Genomic DNA, 19,149 nt, shown 5'->3' with positions numbered 1-19,149 from the left:
AAAGGAAAAAACGCTAATCCAGCCCGAGGCTGTCGCGTAAAATTTGCAGGCGTTCGGCATCGCCGTCGCGGGCCGCCTGCTGAAGAGATTTTGTCGGGGCGTGGATCAGTCGATTGGTCAGCTTGTGAGCCAGTTCAGAGAGGATTTTCTGCGGATCGCCACCCTGCGTCAGGGCAGCCAGCGCCCGGGCTTCCAGTTCACCGCGAACCTGATCGGCCTGCGCACGGTAGTCGCGAATGGTCTCTACGGCGGCCTGCGCACGCAGCCAGGACATAAATTCGCTGCTCTCCTGCATGACGATAGTTTCGGCTTCCACCGCGGCGGCTTTACGCTGCGCGAGGTTTTTTTCGATGATCGCCTGGAGATCGTCAACGCTGTAGAGATAGGCGTTAGCGAGCTTGCCCACTTCCGGTTCCACATCGCGCGGAACGGCAATATCCACCAGCAGCATCGGTTGATTTCGGCGCTGCTTAAGCGCGCGCTCCACCATGCCTTTGCCGATAATCGGCAGCGTGCTGGCGGTCGAGCTGATAATAATGTCGGCTTCCGCGAGACGGGAATCGATCTCCGCCAGCGTGATCACCTCAGCGTCAACCTCATCGGCCAGCGCCTGCGCGCGTTCCCGCGTGCGGTTAGCGATGATCAGCTTTTTGACATTGTGTTGACGCAGATGGCGAGCGGCCAGTTCGATGGTTTCGCCCGCGCCAACCAGCAGGACGTTGACGGTGGAAAGAGATTCAAAAATTTGTCGCGCCAGCGTACAGGCGGCAAAAGCCACAGAGACCGCGCTGGCGCCGATCTCGGTTTCCGTCCGCACGCGTTTTGCCACGGAGAACGACTTCTGGAACATCCGTTCCAGTTCGCTCGACTGCGCATGGCCGCGCAGCGAATCCGCGTAGGCTTTTTTCACCTGTCCCAGAATTTGCGGCTCGCCCAGCACCAGCGAATCCAGACCGCTGGCGACGCGCATCAGGTGACTGACCGCCTCATTGTCCTGATGCCAGTACAGACTGTTGCGCACTTCTTCCGCGCCCAGGCCGTGATAATTACAAAGCCAGGCCACCAGTTGCTCACGCAGATCTTCCTGCTGCTCGACGCTGAGGTATAATTCGGTTCGGTTACAGGTAGACAGCACAACGCCGCCCTGCACCAGCGGCTGCGCCAGCAGGCTGTTCAGGGCCTGATCCAGCGAGTCCGGCGAGAACGTAACGCGTTCGCGCAGCGCGATGGGGGCCGTTTTGTGATTAATTCCGAGAGCCAGCAGCGTCATGGTGGTGAGTTCTGGGTTATCCCACTATTGTCAGGGTTATTGTGAGGCGCATTCTACAAGATGCGCGGGATCAAGAAAAGCGATGCTTCACCGTTTGCCACAACATGATAAGGCGCATGTGGCGCAAATAAGACAATTTCATTATTGACGCCGTCTCGCGGGCTGGTTAGCGTGGGCGGTTACACCGGGCAAGAACGCCCGAATTGAGTCTGAGGAGCTGACCCCCAATGTTTATGCAGAATCGCCGCCTGATGCGGTTTCTCCCGCTTGCCAGCGTGTTGCTGGCAGCCTGTACCGTCAATAAACCTCAGGGGCCGGGCCAGAGCGTAACTGCGCCACAATGGCAGCAGCATCAGCAGTCCGTTGAAAAAATCACCCGCTTTCAGACGCGCGGCGCTTTTGCCTATCTTTCCGATAGCCAGAAGGTTTACGCTCGCTTCAACTGGCAGCAAACGGCGCCGGATCGTTACCGTTTGCTGTTGACCAACCCGCTTGGCAGCACCGAGCTACAGCTTGATGCGCAGGGCAGCGTGGTGCAGATTGTTGATAACAAAGGCAAGCGCTACGTCAGTAACGATGCCGAGAAGATGATTTCTCAGCTTACCGGCATGGATATCCCGCTCAACAACCTGCGCCAGTGGATTATGGGCCTGCCGGGCGATGCAACGGACTATTCGCTCGATGATAAGTATCAGTTGCGACAGGTGAACTACAGCCGCGAGGGTCAGCAGTGGGCGGTGAATTTCCAGAGCTACGACAGCAAGCAGTCTCCCGCCCTGCCGTCGAACCTTGAACTGCGCGAAGGCAATCAGCGCATCAAGCTGAAAATGGACAGCTGGACGCTGCAATGATCGACCAGGCACCGACCCGCTGGCCCGCGCCCGCCAAGCTGAATCTGTTTCTTTACATCACCGGCCGTCGTCCCGACGGCTATCACCAGCTTCAGACGCTGTTTCAGTTTCTGGATTATGGCGATGAAGTCACGCTTAAACCAGACCAGCGCGGCAGCATTACCCTGTCGACGCCCGTTGACGGCGTGCCCGACGACGCGAATCTGGTGGTGCGTGCGGCAGCGTTGCTGAAAAGCGAAGCTATCGCCCGCGACCGGCTGACATCGCGTGCTGGTGTCACGATCGCGCTGGAAAAACGTTTACCGATGGGCGGCGGGCTGGGCGGCGGCTCGTCGGATGCCGCAACGGTGCTGGTGGCGATGAATGCGCTGTGGCAGACAGGTTTCAGCACGGACGAGCTGGCGGCCATGGCGCTGACGCTGGGCGCCGACGTGCCGGTATTCGTTCGTGGTCATGCCGCCTTCGCCCAGGGTATTGGCGAAGATCTCACCCCCGCGGAGCCGCAGGAAAAATGGTATCTGGTGATGCATCCTGGCGTATCAGTTTCCACGCCAATAGTGTTTAATGATCCCGGTCTGATCCGCGATACGCCAGTACGGGAACTCAGCCAGCTTCTTCAGGCCGAATACCGTAATGATTGTGAGCCAGTGGTAAGAAAACGTTTTCGCGAGGTTGAAGAGCTCGTTTCCTGGCTGCTAGAATACGCGCCGTCGCGCTTGACCGGAACGGGCGCTTGCGTGTTTGCTGAATTTGACACCGAGTGCGCGGCCCGCCAGGTGTTTGAGCTGGCTCCGAAAAAGTGGCAGGGCTTTGTTGCGCGAGGCGTTAACGTTTCGCCGCTGTACTGTCGCTTATCAGAGCATTTAGAGTTTGCGTGACGTCGTCGCCCCGATCCTGACGCCGCACGTCGCTCATTACTACACCCGTATGAAACCGTTGTTGCGGTATATCGCCCAGTGCCGCTAACAATGATGTTCATTCTCTGGACGCAAAGCCTGAGGTTCTTCTCGTGCCTGACATGAAGCTTTTTGCTGGTAACGCCACACCGGAACTAGCACAACGTATTGCCAACCGCCTTTACACCAGCCTCGGCGACGCCGCCGTCGGTCGGTTCAGCGATGGTGAAGTAAGCGTACAAATTAACGAAAATGTACGCGGTGGCGATATTTTCATCATCCAGTCCACCTGTGCTCCCACCAACGATAACCTGATGGAACTGGTGGTGATGGTTGATGCCCTGCGTCGCGCCTCCGCCGGTCGTATTACCGCCGTTATCCCCTACTTTGGCTATGCCCGTCAGGATCGCCGCGTTCGCTCCGCGCGCGTCCCGATTACCGCTAAAGTGGTGGCAGACTTTCTGTCAAGCGTCGGCGTCGACCGCGTTCTGACGGTGGATCTGCACGCTGAACAGATTCAGGGTTTCTTTGATGTCCCGGTAGATAACGTCTTCGGCAGCCCGATTTTGCTGGAAGATATGCTCCAGATCGGCCTTGAAAATCCGATTGTGGTTTCGCCAGATATCGGCGGCGTGGTTCGCGCTCGCGCTATCGCCAAGCTGCTTAACGATACCGACATGGCGATTATTGATAAGCGTCGTCCTCGCGCTAACGTTTCGCAGGTCATGCACATTATTGGTGACGTCGCCGGACGCGACTGCGTGCTGGTCGACGATATGATCGATACTGGCGGTACGCTGTGTAAAGCGGCAGAAGCGCTGAAAGAGCGCGGCGCCAAACGCGTTTTTGCTTACGCAACGCATCCGATTTTCTCAGGTAACGCTGTGGAAAATCTGCGTCATTCGGTCATCGATGAAGTGGTTGTCTGCGATACCATTCCGTTACCGGAAGAGATCAAAGCGCTTCCCAACGTGCGCACGCTGACGCTGTCGGGCATGCTGGCTGAAGCTATTCGTCGCATCAGCAACGAAGAGTCTATTTCAGCTATGTTTGAGCACTGATACACTGAGGGACGGCCTGGCCGTCCCTTTATTTTAGTCAGTTAACACCGGTTATCACTGGCCCTCATGAGAGCGCCGACAGCGTTTGTCGCCATAGTGGCGCAACCAGTAGTAACGATCGCACACCTTCTCCCGCCCGCTGATACGCGCTCCCACCAGCCACAGCAGTGCGCCAACGAAAATGCCAAATACCGCGCCATTAACCATCAGCTGCGGCATCTGAAGCTGGGGAAGCTGGTTTAAAATCGCGCTACCCACGCTGCCAACCATGATCACCAGCCCGAGGATCATCAGCGCATTACCGGCCAGATTCGCGTTTTTACGTGTCATCATATTCACCTCCAGAAGCTTTTGAAATGCACAATCCCATGCATCAACGCTATAAGTTTATGCAATGAATGATGTTCGTGGTGCGCTACCGATCACATTTGGAAAGGATTCTCTGACAAAACTTTACGCCTAACAGCCTGATTTATATCGAAAGCGATATATCACTCTGATGAACTATTGCACAATGTGTCGTATTATTGCGCCCGCCTTTTGAGTTCTTCGACGTCGCAACGTAAACTGTCCCTCTCTTTATCGCACCGAGCAGGAAATAACTGAGTGAGCAGCATTAAACTGATTGTGGGTCTGGCCAATCCCGGCGCTGAATACGCCGCGACGCGCCATAACGCGGGTGCCTGGTATGTGGATCTGCTGGCTGAGCGCCATAACCAGTCACTGAAAGAAGAGAGTAAATTCTACGGCTACACTGCCCGCCTTAACCTTAGCGGCGCTGACGTGCGGCTGCTGGTGCCCACCACGTTTATGAATCTGAGCGGCAAAGCGGTTGCCGCTATGGCGACGTTTTACCGTATCGCGCCGGAAGAGATTCTGGTGGCTCATGACGAGCTGGATCTGCCGCCCGGCGTGGCAAAGTTTAAACAGGGCGGCGGCCATGGCGGCCATAACGGGTTGAAAGACATCATCAGTAAACTCGGTAACAGCCTTGATTTCCATCGCCTGCGTATTGGCATCGGCCATCCGGGCGATCGCAACAAGGTCACCGGTTTTGTACTCGGTAAGCCGCAGACAGCCGAGCAGACGCTGATCGACAGCGCGATCGACGAAGCCGTTCGCTGCACCGAACTGTGGCTGAAAGAAGATAAACTGAAGGCGATGAATCGCCTGCACGCTTACAAAGCCTGATCCCTGTACTAACGCTCTGTCTGAAGAGTGCTCTCTGCGCCATTGACGATCACGCATTGCGTATAGCGATGAATATGGGCGATTAACACGCTGAACGTCGGTTTATTCACGTTTTTCAAATAGAAATCGCGATCGAGCTTCACCGCTTGAAACATTTTTGATTGAAGCGCGTGGAGGTTTGCGCCGCCTGCGCCTAAATCTCCCAGCCATAGCGTATTGATCTGCGCGGCAAGGGCCCGCAGCAGCGGATTTGCGAGGCCGTCATGCAGGTTAGGAAAGTTTTCGGACAGCTTAAGCCGGACAAACGGCAGTTCACTGAGCGCCAGCTGTATTCGGGGCGATTCGAGTACGGCAGCCGCCATCCCAAAGTCAATGGACAGGCAGCAAAGCAAATCCTGGCGGCAGAAAGGATCTGCATAGTTGGCAAGGATCTCCAGTTGGCTCAGAAGCTGCGCCTCTGGATTGCGATGTATCGGATTCCGGCTGGTCAAATCAAGCGCAATAACGTTGCCGCTTAAGGTATGTAAGGGAGTGCAATTAAAATTATGTTTCATGCCTTCAAACCACAGTGTGAGCATCCTGCCAGTGCTAAAAATCGTCGTACAGATCTTCGCGCTTTTTTATGACACGCTCATCAATACGACGATTTTTATCTATATCGGCAGGGCCACGCGTAGCTTTATAGCTCAACCACCGTCGGCAGCAACTTTATAATCCGGATCGTCCAGTTCGTGACTGCAAAATGGCCCCGCCTGTTTCAGCAGGCTGATGCAATCTTCGCTGAGATGGCGCAGCCTGACGCTGCGGCCCGCCGCGAGATAACGGGCGGTGAGTTTATCAATAGCCTCAACGCCGCTGGAGTCCATTACGCGCGTGCGCGCAAAATCGATGACCACGCTGTCAGGATCCTGCTCCGGGTGGAAAAGTTCGTTAAAACTGGCCGCAGAGCCAAAAAACAGCGGGCCTTCCAGCCGGTAATATTTCACGCTCGCCTCTTCTTTCTGCGCGACGATGGTGATGCGCGCATGCTGCCAGGCAAAGACCAGTGCGGAAACAATTACTCCAAAAATCACCGCCATCGCCAGATCGGTATAAATCGTCACCACGGTAACCGCAATCATAATCAGCGCATCGGCGCGCGGCATCCGCTTTAAACGGCGCAGTGAACTCCATTCAAAGGTGTTGATGCAGACGACAAACATGATCCCGGCCAGCGCCGCAACCGGCAGCAGCGCAATGTATCCGGACAGGCTGATGACAAACAGGATCAGCAGTAGTGCGCCCACCAGGTTGGAGAGGCGTCCTCGCCCGCCGGAGGTGAAATTGATGATCGATTGTCCAATCATCGCACAGCCGGCAAAGCTGCCAAAAAATCCGCACAGCGTATTTCCTATGCCCTGCGCCACACACTCCTTGTTGCCGTTGCCTTTTTTGCTGCCCATTTCGTCCAGCACCGCCAGCGTCAGCAGTGACTCAATCAGGCCGACCAGCGCAATGATCACCGCATACGGCAACACTATTTTCAACGTAGTCCAGCTAAGTGGTGCGTCAGGCAGGTGGAAGACCGGCAGCGTACCGGCGATATCCGCCAGGTCGCCCACGCGGCGGGTATCCAGGTCAAAGCCAATCGCAATGGCGCTGATGGCAATTAACGCGGCCAGCGAGCCGGGGATCACGCGGGTGAGTTTCGGGAACAGCCAGACGATCAGCATCGCCAGCGCTACCAGCGCGTACATCATCGGCCCCTGATTTTTTATCATCGGAATTTGCGCCAGCGCAATCACGATCGCCAGGCCATTAACAAAGCCGTAAATGGCGGGCTGTGGCACCAGACGAATAAATTTGCCCAGGCGAAACAGCCCGATAGCTAACTGGATCACGCCAGCCAGAATGGTGGCCAGCAGTACATATTGGTAACCGTGTGTTTGGATCAGGCTGACCAGCACCACTACGATCGATCCGGCCGCGCCCGATATCATGCCTGGCTTGCCGCCAAACAGCGCCGTGATCACACCTAAAATGAAGGCGGTGTGCAGGCCAATGGTGGGAGAGAGCCCGGCGAGTAAAGAAAACGCGGTCGCTTCGGGGATCAGCGCCACGGAAACAACGGCACCAGCCAGCACGTCATTTTTGACGCCAACCGCGCTGAGTTTGCTCAGATTGAACATAATGTTTCCAGATTCAGAAAATGCAGAGAAATGTCACGCGGGGGAACCCGCTCAGAAAGCGATGCGAACAGCGGGATGGCTGCATGATGGGACTGACTCAGGGTGGCGTAAGCCGGAAGCGACACATCACGCGCGTTCTCTGTACGATTAACGGGCCGTCAGTATCCTGAAACGTGAGGGAGATCTCAACCCCTGCCCTGCATTTCAGCGCAGAAATCGCGTCCATCGCGCAGGTAATTCCGTGTATAATGCGCCGACATATACCAACCGGACATAGCGGAGCAGCGAGTGCTGTTCTGGTTATTAAGCAATTAAGGTGATTCAAACATGGGATTCAAATGCGGTATCGTTGGCCTGCCTAACGTCGGAAAATCTACTTTGTTCAATGCGTTAACCAAAGCGGGCATCGAGGCGGCTAACTTCCCGTTTTGCACCATTGAGCCAAACACTGGCGTAGTACCCATGCCCGATTCCCGTCTTGATAAGCTGGCGGAGATCGTTAAACCACAGCGCATCCTGCCCACGACGATGGAGTTTGTTGATATCGCCGGACTGGTCAAAGGCGCATCAAAAGGCGAAGGCCTCGGCAACCAGTTTCTGACCAACATCCGTGAAACGGAAGCGATTGGTCACGTTGTGCGCTGCTTCGAGAACGACAACATCATCCACGTCAACAATAAAGTCGATCCCGCTGATGATATTGAAGTTATTAATACCGAGCTGGCGCTGTCCGACCTCGATACCTGCGAACGCGCGCTTCATCGCGTACAGAAAAAAGCTAAAGGCGGCGACAAAGACGCGAAGGCCGAGCAGGCCGCGCTGGAGAAGTGCCTGCCGCATCTCGCCAACGCCGGTATGCTGCGCTCGTTGGATCTGAGCGAGGAAGAAAAAGCGGCAATCCGCTACCTGAGCTTCCTGACCCTGAAGCCGACCATGTATATCGCCAACGTTAACGAAGACGGCTTTGAGAATAACCCGTATCTGGACAAAGTGCAGGCCATTGCCGACGCCGAAGGCTCGGTTGTTGTTGCGGTGTGCGCAGCGGTGGAATCCGATATCGCCGAGCTGGAAGACGCCGATCGCGAAGAGTTTATGGCGGAACTGGGCATTGAAGAGCCGGGCCTGAACCGCGTGATCCGTGCGGGCTACTCGCTGCTTAACCTACAAACCTACTTCACCGCCGGCGTGAAAGAAGTGCGCGCCTGGACGATCCCGGTTGGCGCTACCGCGCCGCAGGCCGCCGGTAAGATCCACACCGACTTTGAAAAAGGCTTCATCCGCGCACAGACCATCGCCTTTGATGACTTCATCACCTACAGAGGCGAACAGGGTGCGAAAGAAGCAGGTAAAATGCGTTCAGAAGGTAAAGAGTACATCGTGAAAGATGGCGACGTGATGAACTTCCTGTTTAACGTCTGAATTAGTTTTGTTGTCTCATGAGGTTTCGCTGAAGCTCATGAGAATCGAAGAAAACGATGAAATCCACGCGGTTGCGTGGATTTTTTCATTTCATAAAGCTTTAGCTCATCTCGTAACAACGCTGTCAAAAATGAGTACAACATTCTTTCATCTTCAGAGTACAATAACGGTATAAAAAATGAACAAGAGCTCGTTATGCTCACCGATCCTCAATGCCGCACTGCCAGACCGAAAGAAAAACGCTATCGACTCAATGATTTCAATGGCTCTACCTCGAAGTGAAACCCAATGGCAAAAAGGCATGGCGCTATCGGTTTAAACTCAACGGTAAATGCAGCATGTTTGCGTTAAGCTAATATCCAGCGGTAAAACTCGCCGAAGCGCGGGATAAATGTATGCAGGCGAGTAAAGTCGTCTCTGAAGGAGTCAATCCAGCACAGGCCCGTCAGTGAGATATGATCCGCAAGGTTAACAACGCATCCAACACCTTTGAGCTTATCGCTAAAGAGTGGTTGCAAATGAAAGACTGGGCAGAAATCACCAAAACGCGCCGACTGGATAGGCTGGAACGGGTCGTCTTCCCCGCCATCGGCAAACTCCCTGTCAGGCAAATCACACCGCATCATATTATTAAAATGCTTCAGGAAACAGCTAAGCGCGGCGCACCGACCGTTGCAGCTGAAGCCCGCCGGACTATTTCATCGATTTTCGAGCTGGCGGTAGCGACACTCAGAGCAGATAGCGATCCTGTCTGGCCAGTACGTAAGGCGATTCCGGCAAACAAAACGCAGCACAAGCAGGCATTGAACCCGAAGCAAATCGGGAAGTTATTAAGCTGTTTTGATAACAGTCGCGACTCGTATCAGGTTAACTATTGCATGTGGTTAATGTGGTGGACATTGGCGCGACCAGCCGAAGCCACCGAAGCAGAATGGGCAGAATTCGCTCTTGATAACGCCCTGTGGCCCATTCCGGCGACGCGCATGAAAGCTCGTAGGGAACATGTTATCCCCCTCCCCTCCCAAGCCGTCAAAATGCTCAGAACACTACAGGGTTTAACCGGGCATCGGCAGCACCTTTTTCCGGGAAGGTATAATCCGCTAGGTCCAATGACATCACACTCTCTGCGTCAACTACTTAAAAGCCTCGGCTGGAGCGGTACTTATAGCCCACATGCAACCAGAACCACAGGAAGTACACGTTTAAACGAGATGGGCTATCGACCTGATGCTATTGAGGCCCAACTTGCACATGCTGATACCAACAATGTTCGTCGCACATATAACCATGCGACCTATCTTGATGAACGTAAAGTGATGATGCAGGAATGGGCTGATATGTTGGACAAATGGGTAGCAGGATCAGAGTAGAAGTTATTGCACTTAGTGAACTACGAGGATAGAACAAATTCTTCAGGGTCCACTTTGTGCCAGGAGCGGACACTGTTCACAATATCGAGTTAATCATTGGAATGATGATCGCTCCCATTGAAAAATTTCACATTATCCAATATATCAATGTTGAGGGCTTCCCTCTTACACCTCTAAAGGATAACTATCATGGGTCTTAAACCTGGTCCAAAACCAATTGCTAAATCGACAGGAAAACCGGATCAACGTCGACGTGATAATAAAGATACTCCTGGTAACACTCCGGGACTAAAGCCTGGTAAATCCACTGGGAAATAAAAAATTCAGGGTATAGATGTCTTATTTATACCCTGATTACATATCCAGATTACTAAGATGTTTCTGCAACCAGACGCGCGTACCTTCTGTTTCATACGCCTTTGCACCATACCCTTTCGCAAGAAGAGACTCTGGTAAATACTCGTCATATTTATCTAAGTACTTTTCTGGAACATCTGTGGCAAGATCAAATGCAGATGGCAAGCCTGACCACAGCATTTCTTTGAGCGCGTGCTGAACGGAAGCTACACTGGAGTTATCGATTTCTATAACACCAGCAAATGAATTTGCTTTAAAACCACAACGTATCAGCAAGGCTGTAATCGTATTCACGACTTTATCCCCCATCCAGGGTATTATGTAACAGTGTTGCCCACTCGTAATAAAATACTCATTTTGCAGGTTATAACGCTGAAAGTTACTACAGCCTTCCGCAAATAGGCTTCTGGCGGCAGTATCGGCATAATCTACTCTCTTGCTACCTATTGCTATGCGGTAATCACTTTCCCTATAGATAGCGAGCATTTCCTGACGAACGGCATCATGAACAGACATTCCCCCCCCACTAAATTGTGGTGGTTGACCGCCTTTGGTTGCCTCTACATAGATAACTTTTTTCTCTGTCTCGATCTCTGTCACTTTCCAGCGCCGCCCACCGAAGATGATATGTTGGTCTGGTAGCAGTGGGGAGTCCACAGGCACTGTTCCAAGGGTTCTGTTTCCGGTGACAATGCGGAACTCTTCTGGTGTATTGAACACGGCATAAAAAGTGTAATGGTTAGTCAGTTTCTCCCCCTCTGCCCCAACAACCATTTCGCCGCTAGCAAGTTGAGTGAGCAGGCCACATGTTCCCATATGTTTAAGCAGGCTTTTGAAATCGTTTAAATCTACATTTCTGAACGGCCCTGTCTGGCATAGTTGTGACCAGAGCTGATTGGCACGAACTCCGCCCCATTGTGCGGTAATAGCAAGAATCTGGTGTAACAGCGTGGAGTAATGCATCTGTCGGGCATCAGCTGGTTCAAACCATTGTTTAGAGATCATCAATCTGATCATTGCCATCGACTGGACCAACTGCAGCCGTAGGTGGTCAACGATACTGCTAGTCACAGTAAGCTCATTTTCTGTAATTAGCATTCTTAGAACTGATGAGGAGTCGCGTCGCCCAGAACGTCCCATACGCTGACGGAGACTGGAAACAGAATGCGGAGGCGTAACTTGTATAACCGACTTAACCTTGCCGATATCGATTCCCAACTCGAGCGTCATTGTACAAACAGCTGTTGTGGGCAAATTTCCTTTCTGAAGACGAGCTTCAAGCGCCTCACGTAATTCCTTGGCAAGGGAACCATGGTGAGGAAAGAATTCATTCGGAACAATATGTTCCTCACACATGTCGCCCAGCGTTGCCGCAATGCTTTCAGTCCGCTTTCGACTGTTTGCAAAGACCAAATGAGAATCTCCACGGCAAAGTCTAAAAATGTCAGCGCAAACGTCACGTTCAGCTGAACTCTGAAGTTCTTCCCCTTTTTGGAGCGCTCGCTCCAGATAACCTTTGACCTGTACCTGAAGTGTGGCAGTGCTACTACTATCTGTGACAGTTACGCAGTGTAGTCGTTTGTCCGGGCGCAACAGTTCGGGCACTTTCTCCAGCTCCCCCAGTGTGGCACTCAACGCAATGCGGGGAATTGGATTTACCTGGCGTTCTAGCACATGGTCAATTCTATTCAGCAGAGAAAGCAGCTGGACGCCACGCTCTGAGCCAATAAAAGCATGAAACTCATCAATAACAATGTATGCGACTGAAGAAAACGCCTGTTTGAGCCAGCTCATTGAGTTTATGAGCAAAGATTCAAGTGACTCAGGTGTAATCAGTAAAATGCCAGCCGGGTTCGTCCGTACCTTCTTCTTTTTGCTTTGTGGTACATCCCCGTGCCAGGGCGTCACTGGCATTTCCAATGTATCTCCAAGGCTCTCAAGACGACGGTACTGATCGTTAATCAATGCCTTCAACGGGCTGATATAGACGATGCCAAATCCATTAGTGAGATCTGCAACTGCCGAACAGGCAGGAAGAAAGAAAGCCTCTGTTTTACCCGCTGCTGTACCTGCACTGATTAGAACGTCTCGATCACGGGCTAAAATTGCCGGGATAGAACTCTCCTGCAAGGGCCTTAATGTAGACCAACCCTGCTTGTAAACCCACTTACGGACGCGGGGATCGAGACTATCGTAGGCACTGCTCATAATTTGAAGTTCGCCAGGCCGTCGTCGTCATCGCTTTCCTCTACAATGGCGTCATCCATATCGCTAGGTCTGTCCTCTTCAATCGCCACACCCTCGATTAGTGTTTGCCAGTTCATCGTTCTGTTTTGTTCCAGCACGGCCAGCATATCCAGGAAACCTTTTATAGTATTACGAGGGGTACGGAAGTAAGCGTCTCCAATGGTTTTACTGCAATGATGCAGAAATCCAGTCAGTGCCTCATCTGGTACCAGATAATTCTCTGGATCTCCGCCAGCATAAACATGCCGAAGATTTTTCAGTAAAATATACAGTTCCTCAGGGGTGAGGCTGGCAAGATGCAAAGTGGGAGACGAGTAGTCAATCACTCCTGCTTTCTGCGCGAACCGGTTTTCCGCCAGACGCGATTGGAGCGCCTCATAGCTGTAAAGACCTTTACGCGGATCGAAAAGAAATTCTGGCGTCCCCCCGAGGATAAAACCAATGTTCTCGGCTGAGCCTTGCAGGCAGTCATTCAGGATCCGCAAAATCTGTTCGTAGTTCGCTGTTCTTGCTTGCGTATTATTCAGCTTAAAAAGGTTCACCATTTCGTCGAGGCTGACCAAAAGACCGGCATAGCCTGCCTGGCGGACAAAAAGGCTCATCAGCTTCAAAGAATCATAGAATGATGCGTCTGAGATAATAGTCCGAACGTCGAGATCGTTACGGGCATCAGTTTTAGTGGTGTACTCTCCCCGCAACCAACGAATGGCATTGGATTTTAGCGTTTCATTATCCTGCTCGTGCCCACGCCAGAATGCATCAATGACCTTCGCAAAGTCATATCCACCCACCATATCTGACAGAGCTGCCAGGCGTTTATGAATAACTGATGAAACTTCGGAGCCGTCTGTGTCAGCCTCCTTTCTTGCCTCTGTAACGAACCTTTCAACAACGCTAAGTAACGCATTACCATCCGGCTTGTTTCTGGTGGACATGTTTTTCATAAGCTCAGAGTAGAGATTACGAGCCTGACCTCCCGATGAGTGAATACGTCTGTCAGGAGAAAGGTCAGCACTGACTGACACCAGCTTCTTCTCTAGCGCAATTGAGCGCACAACACTCAGAAAGAACGTTTTACCGGAACCATACTCACCGATTATAAGTCTGAAGCTTGCACCACCGTCAGCAATCCTCTCAATATCCTGATGGAGAGCGGTGATCTCATTCACGCGGCCAACCTGGATATGCTGAATGCCTATCCTTGGCGTTACACCTGACTTAAGTGACTGAATAATAGCGTCGCGTTCTTTCACTCTTATACGTGTTACAGACATTCACTATCCCTCTAATTCTTTGGCAATTTCCAGGTCAACCCAGATATCATCATCAGCATCGTCCAGCACCGGAGCATCAACCACCGCATAGGACCAGTCATTGATCACCTCAAGCGCACCGCCGAGCATCAAATTCAAATTTCCGCACAATTCTGTCGCCTCTTTCCGGGACCACTGTTCTTTCTCCAGCAAACTGCGATAAAGCTGGCTGTGTGCGGAGTCAAGGCCCCCCGCCTCGGTTAATGAGGCTGGAGCGCTTTCTGGTTCTTCCGGTTCTTCTTCGGTGAAAATTGTGTTTAGTAATTTACGAACATCATCCGTGGCAGATTCGTGGCGGGCAAGTACATTAGCATCCAGTGTGAACCCTGCCGTTGGCTGAGCAGTTGGTACAGACGAGACGAAATCATGTTCAGTTGCAGAATGCTGATGGATATTGCTCGAGACAGATGAGGGATCCAGACCCAAACTTGAATAAATCTTCTCAAGCTGTTTGATTTCGGCAGGCGCTATTGTTCCATCCGAACAGGCAACACTAACGATAACTTTACCCACAGCAGCTTTTTCCGCAGCCCCCATCAACTCAATCCTGCTTTTCATTCCCGTCATATTGGCTGGGGTATGAAGCTGCCACGTTAAATACGCACGTAGAGAGCGCTTTTCATCCTCGGTGAAGCCAGTATTGTTGTTGATGGCATTCTCAAGCACTTTCTGCTCGGCTTGATCAAGAGAATTGTCAATCAAGGCGACCATAGCCCCTAATCTGAGCGTCATTACTGCTGAAATAAATTCAGCTGAAGGTGAGAATCGTCCACCTTCGGCGGCAGGGAATAGAACAAGTGCACCATAAACATCCACCTTAACATGGTGATAATATGGGTCAGGTGCCAGACTGTAGCCCATCTTCAGAGCAAAAGCCTGCATCAAGTCGGCCTCTTTTTTATTGATCTTAGTGGGACAACTGGCATTCATATATGCCCAAAAGTCAGCAACTGAGACTAGCCCCTCCTTTCCGAGGATCGCCTCATCAGCCCAGCGTTTGAATGAGCTTAATATTTTTTCTGCGCTTTCATTAACGATCTCTGAAGGGAGCAACATAATTGCAGCAGTATCATTGACTGACGTACCTTTCCTACCAAGGTAGCGACTGTAAGCATCAAGTTCATCTGTACATATGTCGGCGAGGGCCATAATTTTTTGGACAGGCCCCTTCAATGCACTTGGATCAGGCAGGTCGGGAACAGGAAGTCGGACGCCTCGCAAACCAGGACTTGCAGGTGTGTAATCTAAACGTAAGCGAGTTTTATTCGCCTTAACGACCATCCCTTCACCATATTTGAGGGTGTAACGCCGTTTGAAAAGCGCAGCAAACTCTTTGGCGCAGCGGCGAGCCGGTGTACGCAGCGCATACTCGGTATGGTTTATTACCCAGTTCAACGCTAGTTCAGCTGACACTGCAACTCCCTCATGTACAGTTCTGGCCAGAGCCAGCTTAAATTGCATGCCGTTGCTGAAACCAGAATCGCTATCGAGCGCAGTGGTTAAATCCAAGTCCGGACGCAGAATAGACATGGCTTCGAGTAATTGGGTCGAATATCCACGGAAGGAGCGGTTCTCAATAAATACAGATCTTAACCGAGCGACTTCATTAAACAGGTTGCGGAACTCAGCATCAGGGAATTTTTGGTCACTGGAATCTACAAGCGCTTTTCTTTCCAGACCGTAGAGGTATATAAAAACATAGCCTATAGGACACGATGGGTCGGACCTATCGCTGGCAAGCCAACTGACATACGCACCGCGTGCTTCTGGGGAAAGAGAGGAAAAACTGGGCCAGTATCCTAATGAACTGTCTTCGTAAAGATACGAAGTGGGTTGTAGCTTACATGTGTCATCAATTAATGATGGCTCACTTCCATCGTCATAATAGCCGCCGGACTCCTGACCGGAGGGCTTCATACGTTGCCCCAAGTAAATGTGGCCACCGCTAATTGCTACACCAGCTACTGTTATCATCTCACCGGGAAGTATCCATCGAGCTAATGCACCTGCTGACTTTGAGGTGTTTCGATAATGATTGGTTGTCACCCGAAGTTCAACACCCCGGTCCCCGCTCAATGTAAAGGTTGAAAGGTTATCGTCTTCACTATCATCATTTCGCACAACCGCCTCTTTTTTCTTGATGTCAGAGATCCATTCTTTTGGTGGTGCTTTCACGGGGCCTGAAGCATAAGACTTTGGAGATTTACGTTTTTTCTTTCTAAAAAACAACAAGTAAATGACAAAGATCGCCGCCAAAAACTTCAATAACTCCATGATATATAACCTTAAAATCATTCTTCACGCATATTTATAAGCAGTGATGAAAGCAGAGCAAGTGGATTAATCTCAAAATAATACTTCTAAATTGCGAGGGTTAAAAGCAAATCACAATCAAAATTAACCCATTGATTTAAATGATCAAAATCATTGAATAATGTGTTTAACCAGCAGTGAAATTTTAAGGTGTTAAAACCTGTTAGGCTATTCTCCTCTAAATGATGTTGTACTGGTGCTACGTTAACATGCGAGCAAATGTACTGAGGATGCACATCTGACCACTGTACGATGATACTTACCTATTCGCTGAGAATGTCGGCAACTTTATGGCAGGGAAGCTTTTAGAGACTATACCGTCTCGAACTTCCGTTTATCGCTCACAGCGGACCTCCAGATCCCTGCGCTTGTTCGTTCCGTGCCAAGAGCGGACATTGCTAATTCCTAACAGCATTAATTATTGGGGAGCAGGTCAGATGTGCGGGGAGCAGGTCAGAGCGTTTACAGGCTAATGGAACGAAAACACAAATTAACGGTGTATTCTTTTTTATTAAAACTTAATTTCCAGACCGCCGGATAACTTTAAGCAACCGCTACCAGTAAGTACAGGTTTTGGCTATATCAGATTTGATCAAATCAATGAAAGCTCTCAGCGAAGCAGGCATATAAGGATTATTTACATAATACAGATGAAATCCTGAAAAGACCGCAGACCATTCATTGAGAACCTGGATGAGTTCACCTCGTTCAATATAGGGTTTTGCGAGCTGCTCACTGATATATGCCAGGCCTGTGCCCTTTCGCGCCGCATCGAGCAAAAAATCAGTTTCATTTGCGGTGATAGTGCTGTCGACATTGACAAAAATTGCACCTTCCGGCCCCCTGAATTCCCAACGTTGCAGCACGCCGGTATGGTCCCAGCGATATGTCAGACATTGATGCTGCCGCAGATCCTCAAGATGCAGTGGTTTAGGACAACGCGAAAAATAATCCGGTGAGCCCACAACAGCCATCCGCAGGTCGGGGGTCAACCGCACAGCGATCATATCCTGCTGCACGAGCTCTCCCGATCTAATCCCGACATCAAACCCCTCACCAACGATGTCGGTGACGGTGTCATCAATGGTCACATCAAGAGACAATCGGGGGTATTTATCCCGTAATAAAGGAAGTAAAGGCGTAATCAGGAGACGGGCGGCAATACGCGGAAGATTAATCCGGATTCGCCCCCGCGGCTCTGCCTGAGAAGCGCCAGCGTCCCTGACTGCCGAAGAAATCTCCTTTACCGCAGGCACGAGGCGATCCAGTAGCATTTGTCCTGCTTCTGTCGTTGCCACGCTTCGGGTTGTCCTGTTGAGTAGCCTGACACCTAAACGCTCTTCCAGAGTGCGAATCGTGTGGCTCAGGGCAGATGGTGACATTCTCAGAAGCTTCGCTGCTCGCCTGAAGCTGCGTTCTTCCGCGACACAAATAAACGCTTTCAGCTCGCTAAATTCGCTGCCTTTCATTATATCTCCCAGGCACAACTGCTTGTGCTGATTATAGCGTATTGTTAATTATAATCAGAAGCCGGAGACTACCACGGTAAAAACATAAACTACCGGGGACTTTAATATGAAAAGACAAATGTGGCGTTGGGAAACAGACGCCATTGGGCGGGAAAACCTTGAACTGAGAAATGTCGATATCCCGGCCCCGGGTCCCCGGCAGGTCCTGGTGAAAGTGGAAGCAGTCGCCCTAAATTATCGGGACAAAATGGTCATTGAGAGTGGGCGCGGCCTGCCGCTTAAGTTCCCCTTTACGCCCGGTTCCGACCTGGCCGGTAAAGTCGTCGGACATGGCGACGCCGTGACCCTGTTCAACAAAGGTGATCGGGTTATTTCAACTTTTACGCCTGACTGGAAAGACGGTCTACGTCCTGGCAACGCGCGAAATCCTGCCTACAGAACGCTTGGTGGCTATTACCCCGGCGTTCTTTCAGAATATGTCGTAATGCCTGAAGACTGGCTGGTAACGGCACCAGTCACGCTGGAACCCGCTCAGGCTGCAACGTTACCCTGCGCTGGCTTGACTGCCTGGTTCGCACTGGTCGAGCGCGCTGGTGTTAAGGCTGGCGATACCGTGCTTATCCCCAGCACTGGCGGGGTTGCGCTTTTTGGCCTGCAAATTGCGAAAGCGCATGGCGCTCAGGTAATCGTATCCGGTAGAGCCAGCAATGCCGCACGGGCGAAAGCACTGGGAGCCGACTACTACGTGGATCGAAACCGGGAAGACTGGATGGAAGTCATTTACCGGATTACCGGTAACCACGGCGCCGATCATGTTCTTGAAGTGATCGGCGGCGAACATCTGGGTAAATCCGTCCAACTCGCGGCGGTTGGCGGGCATATCTGCCAGATAGGCGCGCTTGATGGTTTCGACATCAGCTCACCGGCTATGCCCCTTATGTTGAAAGACGTAACGATTCATGGCATCGGTACCGGTAGCCGTCAGGCGCTTACACGTCTGGTTCGCGCTGTTGATCAGACCGGAATAAAACCCGTCATCGACTCTGTGTACGCTTTCTCCGACCTGCCAAATGCTCTGGATCATCTGGATCGCGGCCCCTTTGGTAAAGTGGTAATCGAAATCAATAGTTAGGGAGAACTGTAACGGTTTTTATGCTCCAGGCTTACCGGGGGAGGTCCGTTTTCGCTCATAGCGGATGACCTGAAAGATAGATATCGCGACGT

Annotated in this window: 14 protein-coding genes and 1 pseudogene; 7 read left to right on the top strand and 8 right to left on the bottom strand. The window is 51.6% G+C overall.

Annotated elements, in window-relative coordinates:
- Positions 1–13 precede the first annotated feature (13 nt).
- Complete coding sequence (gene hemA / locus FA91_RS08010) at positions 14–1,270, bottom strand: glutamyl-tRNA reductase (protein ID WP_034914338.1); 1,257 nt, start codon at positions 1,268–1,270, stop codon at positions 14–16.
- A 227-nt stretch (positions 1,271–1,497) separates the two neighbouring features.
- Here hemA and lolB point away from each other — a divergent pair, with 227 nt between their 5' ends.
- The 3 genes from lolB (at position 1,498) to prs (ending at position 4,078) form a co-directional block, all read left to right on the top strand.
- The gene (lolB, locus tag FA91_RS08005; protein WP_034914335.1) at positions 1,498–2,121 is read left to right on the top strand and encodes a lipoprotein insertase outer membrane protein LolB; all 624 of its coding nucleotides are present in this window, start codon (positions 1,498–1,500) and stop codon (positions 2,119–2,121) included.
- Positions 2,118–2,999, top strand: coding sequence for a 4-(cytidine 5'-diphospho)-2-C-methyl-D-erythritol kinase (ispE, locus tag FA91_RS08000; RefSeq protein ID WP_034914333.1), 882 nt, complete (start codon positions 2,118–2,120; stop codon positions 2,997–2,999). The genes lolB and ispE overlap by 4 nt, the downstream gene beginning before the upstream one ends.
- A gap of 131 nt (positions 3,000–3,130) precedes the next feature.
- Positions 3,131–4,078 carry a ribose-phosphate diphosphokinase gene (prs, locus tag FA91_RS07995; RefSeq protein WP_124232585.1) on the top strand — a complete coding sequence of 316 codons (948 nt, stop codon included), beginning with the start codon at positions 3,131–3,133 and terminating at the stop codon, positions 4,076–4,078.
- A gap of 54 nt (positions 4,079–4,132) precedes the next feature.
- On the opposite strand, the gene ychH is transcribed toward prs, so the two are convergent.
- Complete coding sequence (gene ychH, locus FA91_RS07990) at positions 4,133–4,408, bottom strand: stress-induced protein YchH (protein ID WP_034919116.1); 276 nt, start codon at positions 4,406–4,408, stop codon at positions 4,133–4,135.
- A 276-nt stretch (positions 4,409–4,684) separates the two neighbouring features.
- Between ychH and pth the strand changes: the two genes are divergently transcribed.
- Positions 4,685–5,269, top strand: coding sequence for an aminoacyl-tRNA hydrolase (gene pth / locus FA91_RS07985; protein ID WP_034914330.1), 585 nt, complete (start codon positions 4,685–4,687; stop codon positions 5,267–5,269).
- A gap of 8 nt (positions 5,270–5,277) precedes the next feature.
- On the opposite strand, the gene FA91_RS07980 is transcribed toward pth, so the two are convergent.
- Positions 5,278–5,823 carry an EAL domain-containing protein gene (locus FA91_RS07980; RefSeq protein ID WP_156103064.1) on the bottom strand — a complete coding sequence of 182 codons (546 nt, stop codon included), beginning with the start codon at positions 5,821–5,823 and terminating at the stop codon, positions 5,278–5,280.
- Positions 5,824–5,955: 132 nt separating this feature from the next.
- Entirely contained in the window at positions 5,956–7,437 is a 1,482-nt protein-coding gene (locus FA91_RS07975) for a SulP family inorganic anion transporter (protein ID WP_034914328.1), read from the bottom strand.
- A 327-nt stretch (positions 7,438–7,764) separates the two neighbouring features.
- Here FA91_RS07975 and ychF point away from each other — a divergent pair, with 327 nt between their 5' ends.
- Positions 7,765–8,856, top strand: coding sequence for a redox-regulated ATPase YchF (gene ychF / locus FA91_RS07970; RefSeq protein WP_034914326.1), 1,092 nt, complete (start codon positions 7,765–7,767; stop codon positions 8,854–8,856).
- A 195-nt stretch (positions 8,857–9,051) separates the two neighbouring features.
- Positions 9,052–10,226: pseudogene (locus FA91_RS07965) on the top strand (tyrosine-type recombinase/integrase).
- A gap of 354 nt (positions 10,227–10,580) precedes the next feature.
- Here FA91_RS07965 and FA91_RS07955 read toward each other — a convergent pair.
- From FA91_RS07955 to FA91_RS07940, 4 genes are all read right to left on the bottom strand, one after another.
- A complete protein-coding gene (locus FA91_RS07955; protein WP_034914323.1) occupies positions 10,581–12,791 on the bottom strand; it encodes a DEAD/DEAH box helicase in 2,211 nt (736 codons plus the stop codon).
- Positions 12,788–14,104: an ATP-binding protein gene (locus tag FA91_RS07950; RefSeq protein ID WP_034914320.1), complete on the bottom strand. Its 1,317-nt coding sequence runs from the start codon at positions 14,102–14,104 to the stop codon at positions 12,788–12,790. The genes FA91_RS07955 and FA91_RS07950 overlap by 4 nt, the downstream gene beginning before the upstream one ends.
- A 3-nt stretch (positions 14,105–14,107) precedes the next feature.
- Positions 14,108–16,417 (bottom strand): TerB N-terminal domain-containing protein, encoded by a 2,310-nt coding sequence (locus FA91_RS07945; RefSeq protein ID WP_034914317.1) that lies wholly within the window; start codon positions 16,415–16,417, stop codon positions 14,108–14,110.
- 593 nt (positions 16,418–17,010) lie between these two features.
- Positions 17,011–17,925 (bottom strand): LysR family transcriptional regulator, encoded by a 915-nt coding sequence (locus FA91_RS07940; protein WP_034914315.1) that lies wholly within the window; start codon positions 17,923–17,925, stop codon positions 17,011–17,013.
- A gap of 106 nt (positions 17,926–18,031) precedes the next feature.
- Between FA91_RS07940 and FA91_RS07935 the strand changes: the two genes are divergently transcribed.
- On the top strand, positions 18,032–19,057 hold the full coding sequence (locus FA91_RS07935) for an NAD(P)-dependent alcohol dehydrogenase (protein ID WP_034914312.1): 1,026 nt from the start codon (positions 18,032–18,034) through the stop codon (positions 19,055–19,057).
- Positions 19,058–19,149: the final 92 nt, after the last annotated feature.

This window comes from Erwinia sp. 9145 (genome assembly GCF_000745075.1).
In the GTDB taxonomy this organism is placed as follows: domain Bacteria; phylum Pseudomonadota; class Gammaproteobacteria; order Enterobacterales; family Enterobacteriaceae; genus Erwinia; species Erwinia oleae.
Note: the sequence above shows the minus strand (reverse complement) of the source record. Positions and strands in the feature narration are given on the sequence as shown.